Origin of the sequence: Niameybacter sp., from assembly GCF_036655075.1 — a bacterium.
In the GTDB taxonomy this organism is placed as follows: domain Bacteria; phylum Bacillota; class Clostridia; order Lachnospirales; family Cellulosilyticaceae; genus Holtiella.
The window spans coordinates 1-9,747 of sequence record NZ_JAVVQU010000068.1; the positions used below are offsets into that span (position 1 = coordinate 1).

8 protein-coding genes, 1 pseudogene and 1 other annotated feature are annotated in these 9,747 nt (G+C 37.6%); of the genes and pseudogenes, 2 read left to right on the top strand and 7 right to left on the bottom strand.

What is annotated here, in order from left to right; genetic code table 11:
• The first annotated feature begins 156 nt into the window (after positions 1–156).
• Entirely contained in the window at positions 157–1,527 is a 1,371-nt protein-coding gene (locus RRY75_RS13135) for a citrate/2-methylcitrate synthase (RefSeq protein ID WP_332491902.1), read from the top strand.
• 76 nt (positions 1,528–1,603) lie between these two features.
• Here the strand turns inward: RRY75_RS13135 and RRY75_RS13140 are convergent, their stop codons facing one another.
• From RRY75_RS13140 to rpsA, 6 genes are all read right to left on the bottom strand, one after another.
• Positions 1,604–1,792: an ATP-binding protein gene (locus RRY75_RS13140; protein WP_332491904.1), complete on the bottom strand. Its 189-nt coding sequence runs from the start codon at positions 1,790–1,792 to the stop codon at positions 1,604–1,606.
• On the bottom strand, positions 1,789–2,370 hold the full coding sequence (locus RRY75_RS13145; RefSeq protein WP_332491906.1) for a sensor histidine kinase: 582 nt from the start codon (positions 2,368–2,370) through the stop codon (positions 1,789–1,791). The genes RRY75_RS13140 and RRY75_RS13145 overlap by 4 nt, the downstream gene beginning before the upstream one ends.
• A 203-nt stretch (positions 2,371–2,573) precedes the next feature.
• Complete coding sequence (locus tag RRY75_RS13150) at positions 2,574–5,216, bottom strand: valine--tRNA ligase (protein ID WP_332491908.1); 2,643 nt, start codon at positions 5,214–5,216, stop codon at positions 2,574–2,576.
• Positions 5,217–5,295: 79 nt separating this feature from the next.
• Positions 5,296–5,493 carry a hypothetical protein gene (locus RRY75_RS13155; RefSeq protein ID WP_332491909.1) on the bottom strand — a complete coding sequence of 66 codons (198 nt, stop codon included), beginning with the start codon at positions 5,491–5,493 and terminating at the stop codon, positions 5,296–5,298.
• A 57-nt stretch (positions 5,494–5,550) separates the two neighbouring features.
• Positions 5,551–5,762 (bottom strand) — a binding site (T-box leader).
• Between the two features lie 23 nt (positions 5,763–5,785).
• Positions 5,786–6,487, bottom strand: a complete 702-nt coding sequence (locus RRY75_RS13160) for an HAD family hydrolase (RefSeq protein WP_332527316.1) — start codon at positions 6,485–6,487, stop codon at positions 5,786–5,788.
• Positions 6,488–6,605: 118 nt separating this feature from the next.
• Positions 6,606–7,772, bottom strand: coding sequence for a 30S ribosomal protein S1 (gene rpsA, locus RRY75_RS13165; RefSeq protein WP_332527315.1), 1,167 nt, complete (start codon positions 7,770–7,772; stop codon positions 6,606–6,608).
• A gap of 204 nt (positions 7,773–7,976) precedes the next feature.
• Here rpsA and RRY75_RS13170 point away from each other — a divergent pair, with 204 nt between their 5' ends.
• On the top strand, positions 7,977–9,329 hold the full coding sequence (locus tag RRY75_RS13170) for a sodium-dependent transporter (RefSeq protein ID WP_332491915.1): 1,353 nt from the start codon (positions 7,977–7,979) through the stop codon (positions 9,327–9,329).
• Between the two features lie 47 nt (positions 9,330–9,376).
• Here the strand turns inward: RRY75_RS13170 and RRY75_RS13175 are convergent.
• Positions 9,377–9,747, bottom strand: a pseudogene (locus RRY75_RS13175) (glutamine--tRNA ligase); the annotation flags it as partial.

The following is a 9,747-nucleotide window of genomic DNA, read 5'->3' on the forward strand; positions in this document are numbered from 1 at the left end:
ATTATTCATCAAACATTTATATTTTAGCAGTATATCTGTTAAATAGACCCAACTATATTTTTCATTATTACTTTTTATTCATATTGACATCTAAGTATTCAAAATGTTAACATTAATTATATTATATTTTGATAAATAATTAAAAGGGGGTATTTTATGGCAGATTTCAACACTATTTATGACTCTTGTGGCTTATTAGATGAACTTACAGGGTTAGCCCGAGAGAACAATTATATCGACCCTACTCTTTTTAGTAAACACGCAGTCAAGCGCGGACTACGTGACTTAGATGGAAGAGGTGTACTTGTAGGTTTGACCGAAATTGGTGAAGTCAACTCGTATATGCAAGTAGATGGCAAATCCATTCCTGCACCTGGACACCTTATTTATCGTGGTATTGATATTGAAGATATTACAAAAGGGTATTTATCTGATGGGCGCTTCGGATTCGAAGAAACGACTTATCTTTTACTCTTTGGCAAACTACCTACAGCTACAGCACTTAAGCATTTTCAAAACTTATTAGGTGAAGCGCGCAAGCTTCCTGATGACTTTGTACGAGATATGATTCTTAAGGCACCTAGCAAAGACATTATGAATAGCATGGCAAGAAGTGTCCTCGCCCTTTATAGCTATGACGAAAGCAATCCGGACGATACCTCTTTAACCAATGTTCTTAAGCAATGTATTAAACTTATTGCAACTTTTCCTTCTTTAGCTGTCTATGGCTATCAAGCTTATGCCCATTACCACAGCAACCAAAGCCTTTACATTCACACACCTCAGCCCGAGCTCTCTACTGCTGAAAATATACTTTATATGTTGCGCCCTGATAGCAAGTATACGCAACTCGAAGCTACACTTCTTGACTTAGCACTAATTCTCCATGCCGAACATGGTGGCGGGAATAACTCAACTTTCACCACTCACCTTGTCACGTCTTCTGGTACAGACACCTATTCTTCTATTGCAGCAGCACTTGGTTCCCTCAAAGGCCCCAAACATGGTGGTGCCAACCTAAAAGTTGTCAAAATGTTTGAGGATATGCGTGAAACTATCCAAGACTGGGAAGATGAAGATGCCATCTGTGACTACTTAACTAAGCTCCTTAATAAGGAAGCTTTTGATAAGGCCGGTCTTATTTATGGGATTGGTCATGCCGTTTACTCTGTATCTGACCCTCGTGCCGTCATCTTAAAAGAGTACGCAGGCAAGCTAGCAAAAGCTAAAGGGATTGAAGATGAATTTGAGTTCTATACCCGCATCGAGCGTCTTGCGCCTCAAGTAATTAGTCATGCCCGTAAAATGTATAAAGGGGTTAGTGCTAACGTAGATTTCTACTCTGGTTTTGTTTACAGCATGCTAGACTTACCGTTAGAACTCTACACACCTATCTTTGCCATTGCCAGAATCTCTGGTTGGAGTGCACATCGTATTGAAGAACTTGTGAATGCGGGCAAGATTATTCGTCCTGCCTACAAGAGCGTTGCCGAAAAACGTGAATACACAGCACTTGGCACACGTTAGTTGACCTATTTTTATCAGCTAACCCACTTTCTCAGTATACAAAAAGGGTTCTCCTCATTATTTTGGAGAACCCTTTTTATGATTCAGCACGTTTAAATGTCATCACTACTTTGAACAAATCCCCATCGATATACACTTCAAAGCGCCCTCCTTGTAACTCCGTGAGATTTTTAGCAATAGCTAATCCTAGGCCTGAACCTTCTCTATGTCTTGATTCATCCCCTCTTTTGAAACGCTCAATAATTTCCTCAGCCGTAAAGTTCATCTGCCATCTAGCTCACACATGACTTTTTCATCAGGTAAATTCACCTTAAATTGCAAGGTACTTGCACCAATCTTCTCCGCCATTTCTCCTAAGGTCTGATTCAAAAGAGCGACTAAGTTAATTTTTTCTTTAGTGAGTTCAACATTTCCACTTGCCGTTTTACTTGCCTCAAACAAATCTTCAATCAATATCTTAAGCCGCTTAGATTTTCTATCTAATATCTCAACATACGCTTGTTGTGTTTCCTTGCTTAATTCTTTATCCTTGAGCAAATCTACATAATTAATAATAGAAGTGAGTGGTGTTTTTAAATCATGGGAAACATTTGAAATAAGTTCTGTCTTCATACGTTGACTAACAAGTTCTTTATGCACCGCACTTTGCAACCCTTCATCAATTACATCACTGTCATATCCCACAATGACAATAGCACCAATACCCACACTATAGCCAAGTAAGATTAAAATCCCCTTTCCAACTCTTTCTTCCCTTTTATACCAATTATACGCTTTTTCATATGATTTAAATCTAGCATAAAGCCTATCAAGACTAAACTTCCAATAAATATAACACTTCAACCACCAAAATTTTATATCCCATTTTGCCCTCCCTTTTCTACTTATTTTAATATCGCATAACTTTTCAAAGAAATAAGCCTCCTAATTCCTAAATTTTTCTTAAGATTGCACATGAATCTACAAACAAATCTATTTTTCTCATCAAAAAGAGCTATAAAACTAATCAAATACTTAGTTTTATAGCTCTTCTATTCAAGAGGTTATTATTTATTGAATTTTTCTAAGCGTGCTGCAACTTCTGCAAGCATTGCTTCGTATTTAGCTTGTTTAGCTTTTTCTTCTTCAATGAGTTTTTCTGGTGCTTTCGCTACGAAACCTTGGTTAGAAAGTTTTTTCACTACACGGTCAACTTCTCCTTGAAGTTTAGCTTTTTCTTTTGTTAAACGTTCGATTTCTTTTTCAAAATCTACAAGTTCAGCAAGTGGAATGAATAAAGATGCTTTTGGAATAATTGTTGATACTGCATCTTCATCAATGCCTGCTTTATCTCCTTGAATAATAACTTCTGATGCAGATGCAAGTGTTGCAAAGAATACTTTACCACGCGCAAAGATATCTTGTACTGTGGCATCTTCTGATACTACAAATACTTGTGCTTTTCTTGATGGCGGTACATTCATTTCACTTCTTACGTTACGGATAGAACGTACAGCTTCTTTAATAAGAGAGATTTCTTGTTCTTCTGTTTCAAAGTGCCATGCTTCTTGGTATACTGGCCAGCTAGAAATCATGATACTTTCTTCTTGGTCTTGAAGTCCCATGAAGATTTCTTCTGTGATAAATGGCATGTATGGGTGAAGCATTTTAAGCACGTTAATCATAACTGTTTTAAGTGTCCAAAGTGCTGCATGACGTGTTGGGTCTTCTTGGTTGTAAAGACGAGGTTTCACCATTTCGATGTACCAGTCACAGAACTCTTCCCAAGCGAAGTCGTAAAGTTTTTGAACAGCAATACCTAAATCGTATTTGTCCATGTTATCTGTTACTTCTACTGCTAAGTCATTTACTTTTGAAAGAATCCATTTGTCTGCTGCTGTTAAGTCCTCAAGTTTTACTTGAAGATTTGCATCTTCGTTTTCGTAGTTCATAAGGATGAAACGTGTTGCATTCCAAAGTTTGTTTCCGAAGTTACGGTTAGCTTCTACACGTTCGTAGTAGAAACGCATATCGTTTCCTGGTGCATTACCTGTAATAAGTGTAAGTCTAAGCGCATCTGCACCGTATTGGTCGATAACTTCAAGTGGATCGATACCATTTCCAAGAGATTTACTCATTTTACGTCCTTCAGCGTCACGTACAAGACCATGAATTAATACATCTTTGAATGGTACTTCGCCCATTTGTTCAATACCTGAGAATACCATACGTACAACCCAGAAGAAGATAATATCGTATCCTGTTACAAGTACACTTGTAGGATAGAAGTGTTGTAATTCTTCTGTGTTATCTGGCCAACCAAGTGTTGAAAATGGCCATAATGCAGAGCTGAACCATGTATCTAATGAATCTTCATCTTGAACGAGGTGTGTATGGCCACATTTGCTACATGCTTCTGGCATGCTACGTGCAATCGTTACTTCACCACATTCTTCGCAGTAATAAGCTGGAATTCTATGCCCCCACCAAAGTTGACGAGAAATACACCAGTCACGGATATTTTCTAACCAGTTAAGGTAAGTTTTACCGAAACGCTCTGGTACAAAGCGTAAGTCACCTTTGTGAAGGGCTTCAATAGCAGGTTTTGCCATTTCTTCCATACGTACAAACCATTGTGCTTTGATCATTGGTTCAATAACAGTTTTACAACGGTCATGTGTCCCTACATTGTGCATGTGTGGTTGGATTTTGATAAGAAGACCTAATTCTTCTAAGTCTTTAAGCATTGCCTTACGTGCTTCATAACGGTCCATACCTGCATATTTACCTGCTAAGTCATTCATTGTTCCGTCATCATTCATAACGCAAATTTCTTCTAAGTTGTTGCGACGTCCTACTTCGAAGTCGTTAGGGTCATGTGCTGGTGTAATTTTAACAACACCTGTACCAAATTCTTGGTCTACATAGTGGTCAGCAATCACTGGGATTTCTCTATCTGTAAGTGGTAATTTAAGCATTTTACCTACTAAGTGTGCATAACGCTCATCTTTTGGATTAACCGCTACAGCAGTATCTCCAAGTAATGTTTCTGGACGTGTTGTTGCAAGTTCAACAAACTCATCACTTCCTACTACTGGGTAACGTAAGTGGTAGAAGTTCCCTTGGCTTTCAACGTGTTCAACTTCTGCTTCTGAAATAGTTGTTCCACATACTGGACACCAGTTAACAATTCTAGAACCTTTGTAGATGTACCCTTTTTCGTAAAGTTTGATAAATACTTCTTGAACAGCTTTTGATAAGCCCTCATCCATTGTAAAGCGTTCTCTTTCCCAGTCACATGAAGAACCAAGTTTTTTAAGCTGCCCAATGATTGTGCCGCCGTATTGTTCTTTCCATTCCCACGCACGTTCTAAGAAACCTTCACGTCCGATATCTTCTTTTCTAATCCCTTCTTCAGCCATTTTTGCAACGATTTTAACTTCTGTTGCAATACTTGCATGGTCTGTTCCTGGCATCCAAAGTGTGTTGTACCCTTGCATACGTTTGTAACGAATGAGAATATCTTGTAATGTGTTATCAAGGGCATGCCCCATATGGAGTTGTCCTGTTATGTTTGGTGGTGGAATAACGATTGTAAAAGGCTCTTTCTCCTTATCTACTTCTGCATGGAAATACCCCTTATCCATCCACTTTTTATAAAGTCTTTCTTCAACGGTACTTGGATCATAAATCTTTTCTAAGTTACTCATCTTTATAAACCTCCTTTTATTTGACACAACTTATTAGTTGAACTTCATGCAAATCTTCTTATTCTTGTGTTGAGGATGACTACAATATCAAAAACAATAAACCTACTAGTGAGACAATAAACCCTGCTACTTTGACAGCAATGATGCCACCTTGTGCTAAAAGTTCCATCTCTTCTTGGTCTTGCTTTTCTAGCTTGACTTTGGCAAGCACGATACGGCGTGCCGCAAAGACGAGCATGACGCCTATGACCAAAAGTACAAATCCTACAGCTTGCACAAAACCACCTCTTCCCACCCGAAATACAAAAAAGGCAACAAAAAAGAGCATTCTCCTCCTAAGGACGAAAATGCTCGCGGTACCACCTTAATTCCAGCTATCACTGGCTCTCTTCGCTATAACGGGCTCTCCCGCCGCTTTCTACTTAAAGTTCAAAAGCAGTGCTCCAAAGCTACCTTCTAATAGTCTTATGTAAGAAACCTTTCAGCTTGTAAGTCTCTCTCTCTAAACACAGGGGCTACTATACTCCTCTTCTTCATTGCATGTATTTCGATATGATATTACTAACATTTTATGCATCTTGCTTTTCTTTGTCAAGTAGGCTGATGTATTCTTCAATACTTTTTGTATATTTAGGCCCTTCTAATAGCTCAATAAGTTCATCAATTGCTTGAATTTGATAAGTGGCATCTTTTATTTCATCTTTTCCAAACCCATATAGAGCCGCAACATAAGGAAGTCCATTCCATGCAGCAGCCTCTAAGTCATGAATACGGTCACCTACAACAACAGTATCCATGCCTTCATATAGGCTTACTATCTTCTTGAGTAGTTCTGGCTTTTCTAACCCATTATCTTTGACACACTCTGTGTAATCAATATACGGGGTAATGTGTAACACTTCTAATGCACTTTCTAGATAAAGCCTTGAGCAGTTACTGTACAACACAAGCTTATACCCTTTTTCATAAAGAGCCTTAAAGGTAGACTCTACCCCTGGAAAGGCCTTTCCATAGCCTTGCATGGCTTGCCTTACATTGACTCTATTTTGAGTACGAATAGCTTCCCAATCCAAATAGCACACCTCGTCTAACACCACTTTGTAAAAGTCTTCCGCTGTTGCTCCTAAGTTTGCACGGATACAAGCTTCATCTACACGGTAAGTGTATCCCATCATTTCCAAGGTACAGTTCATATTATAGGTATTAAAACAAACAGAATCGAGTAACGTTCCATCTATATCAAAAATCACGAGTTTTATATTATTAAGCATCTTTATCCTTCTTTCTACAAAGCAACTTATATTGGAGGCATAAGAAAGGACCAGCAGCTTTCTCATTCTCTAGAATATGAAAGCGACCAGCCCCTTATCTCACTTTAAGTTCTATCTCTTATTTGAATAAATCTTTGAAAGCATTTCCAAGTACATCACCCATTGTAGATATAGAATCTTCATCTTCTGCCATGTACGCCATCATTGAAGCATCTACTTCTTCTTCTACTTCTGTCATGCTTAAACCAATTTTTTTGTTTGCTTTATCAAGTTGAGTGATTTTCACTTTCACTTCTTGACCAAGTTCTAAAGCTTCTTCTGGTTTAGAAATACGACGTTCTGTAATTTGAGAAATGTGTACAAGACCTTCTACGTGGTCACTTAATGAAACAAATGCACCAAAGCTCATCATTTTGACAACTTTCCCTTTAAGTACTTGTCCTTTTTCAAGATTAGCTGTTTCTAAATACCATGGGTCCATTGCTACATCTTTTGCACGAAGAGCAATTTTTCCTTTTTCAGTATCAATATTCATAACAGTTACTTGAAGTTGGTCACCTTCTTTAACAACATCTGAAGGATGTTTGATACGTGTCCAAGAAAGGTCTGTGTTATGTACAAGCCCTTCTACACCACCAATATTAACAAATGCACCATAAGGCATAAGTTTTGTAATGGTACCTGTGTATTTTTCACCTTCAACAATACTGTTGAAACGTTCTTTTTTAAGCTCTGCCGTTTTCGCTTTTGCAATTTCTTTGCCTGAAAGAACGATTTTTTTGTTCTTGGCATTAAATTCAATAATTTCTACTTCAATTTGTTTGCCTACAAAATCACTTAAGTCTTCTACATAAGTATCTGTAAGTTGAGAACCTGGAATGAATGCACGCATACCTTGAAGCATTGCAATCACGCCACCTTTTACAACTTCTTTTACTTTTACATTAAAGTGTGTATGAGCTTTATAAAGTTCTTCAATATTTTCAAGTGCTACTTCTGATTCTGCACGTTTTTTAGAAACAATGATGTTCCCCTCGCCATCATCTGTATTGATTACAAGTACATCAAATGTATCTCCAGCTTGTACATCCTCTTTAGCCACTTCTTCATAACTATATTCGTTCCAAGGTACGATTGCATCTGCATGTGTACCAATATTAGTAATAATCCCTGCGTCTTCCACTGATACAACAGTTGCTGTTTTAATATCTCCTTTACGAATACGTATCATTGATTTGTCTATTTGATCCATAAAATCTGCCATCGTTAAGTTATTTTCATCCATGATATAATCCTCCTTTTTACCATCTTTTCTTATTATACACATTTTACACACAAAAATATAGCCTAAAATGTATTCAAAATAAACTTGCTATTCAAAAATTAGCATTTTAGATTGTGCTTTAATCCATATGTCTATATAATCTATCCTTATTCACATAATATCTTTACAAAACAAATGATTAACACAGGAAAGAGGGTGGAAATTGTGAATGAAAGAGATTCTTTCTCAAGTAAGTTAGGGATTATTGCAGCCGCAGCGGGGTCGGCAATCGGACTGGGAAATATTTGGAAATTCCCTTACATGGCAGGTGAAAATGGTGGTGGCGCGTTTATCGTCGTTTACCTTTTAGCAACTATATTAATCGGTTATCCTCTCATCTATACAGAGTTTGCAATAGGGCGTAATGCAAGAAGTAATGCACTTGATGCCTTTTCTAAAGTAACAAAAAACAAAAAGTTTAATATTGTAGGTTATCTCGCAGTAGGTACTGTATTTTTAGTAGCAACTTTCTATGCGATGATTGCAGGTTGGGTTATTTATTACTTCTTCCTTTCACTTACAGGTGGACTTTACGACGTTCAAGCAGGTATGAACTTACCAGACCACTTTACAATGGTGTTTGACACAATGAATACTCATGTTATATGGCCTCTTCTGGGTGCTATTGTAGCCATCGCTTCAACAGGTTTTATCAATTTCTCCGGTATTAAAGACGGGGTAGAAAAATACTCAAAAATCCTCATGCCTTTACTTTTCGTTATTTTCATCGTACTTATTGGCTATTCTACAACTTTAGATGGATTTAAAGAAGCTGTTACTTTCTTATTCAAGCCTGACTTTAGTGCACTGACTACAAGAACAGTTATTTCTGCTATTGGTCAAGCCTTCTTCTCACTTAGCCTTGGAATGGGGCTTTTAGCAACTTACGGAAGTTATGTTCCAAAATCAGAAAACATTCGTACGATTTCTCGTCAAGTTGTTATTGCAGATACCATTATTGCACTTTTCTCTGGGTTACTGATCTTCCCAGCGGTATTTACATACGGAGGTTCTCCAGCAGCAGGTCCTTCTCTTATTTTCAAAGCTTTACCACAAGTATTTTCTCAAATGCCAGGTGGAAGATGGTTTGGTGCACTCTTCTTCTTACTTGTTATTGTAGCTTCTGTTACTTCTATGATTTCAATCTTTGAGATTATCATTACATGTCTTGTAGAAAAAATGAACTTCAATCGTCATAAAGCTACTTTAGTTGTAGTGGCTGCTGTACTTGTTGGTACAATCATCAACATTTTAGGCGAAGGTCCTTGGTCTAGCTTTACTATAGGTGGTATGACTATCTTCGGCTTACTCGACTATGCAACAAACAACATTACGATTCCTTTAACAGGTGCACTTACAGCAATCGTAGCAACATGGTTCTGGAAATACATCAAAATGGAAAAAGAACTTACAAGTGATGGTGTGTACAAATCTACAGCAGAAGGTCCATTCTTCTTTGGTCTTCTTAAATGGGTTGTGCCTCCTATGATTTTAGTTCTTATCTTAACTTCTTTATAATATAAAAGTGCCCTTACTTATAAAAAGTAAGGGCACTTTTATATTATCTATTTTTCTTTTTTATAAGAAGACTTTAAGCTTACCGTTTGGTTAAAAACTGGTGCATCTTCTGTGCTATCTTGGGTGTCCTCAATAAAATAGCCATGTCTTATAAATTGGCATCTATTTTCTTTGTTCACCCCCATACCACTTCTTTCAATCCTTGCCCCTTTTATCCTTTGCTTAGACTTTGGGTTTACTACTTCTAAAAGGTTTTCTGCTGTCGGTCTTTCTAGGAACAAGTCTTCAAACAGCCTTACTTCGCACAACATGCTATGTGCTTTGCTTACCCAGTGAATCGTTCCTTTTACTTTTCTCTCTGTAAATCCCGTACCACTTTTTGTTGCTGGGTCATAGGTACAACGAAGCTCTAAAATAT

Excerpts from the sequence above, each read along its gene's own strand:
- RRY75_RS13135 (WP_332491902.1), top strand. The coding sequence starts at position 157 with ATGGCAGATTTCAACACTATTTATGACTCTTGTGGCTTATTAGATGAA.
- RRY75_RS13140 (WP_332491904.1), bottom strand. The coding sequence starts at position 1,792 with ATGAACTTTACGGCTGAGGAAATTATTGAGCGTTTCAAAAGAGGGGAT.
- RRY75_RS13150 (WP_332491908.1), bottom strand. The coding sequence starts at position 5,216 with ATGAGTAACTTAGAAAAGATTTATGATCCAAGTACCGTTGAAGAAAGA.
- RRY75_RS13160 (WP_332527316.1), bottom strand. The coding sequence starts at position 6,487 with ATGCTTAATAATATAAAACTCGTGATTTTTGATATAGATGGAACGTTA.
- rpsA (WP_332527315.1), bottom strand. The coding sequence starts at position 7,772 with ATGGATGAAAATAACTTAACGATGGCAGATTTTATGGATCAAATAGAC.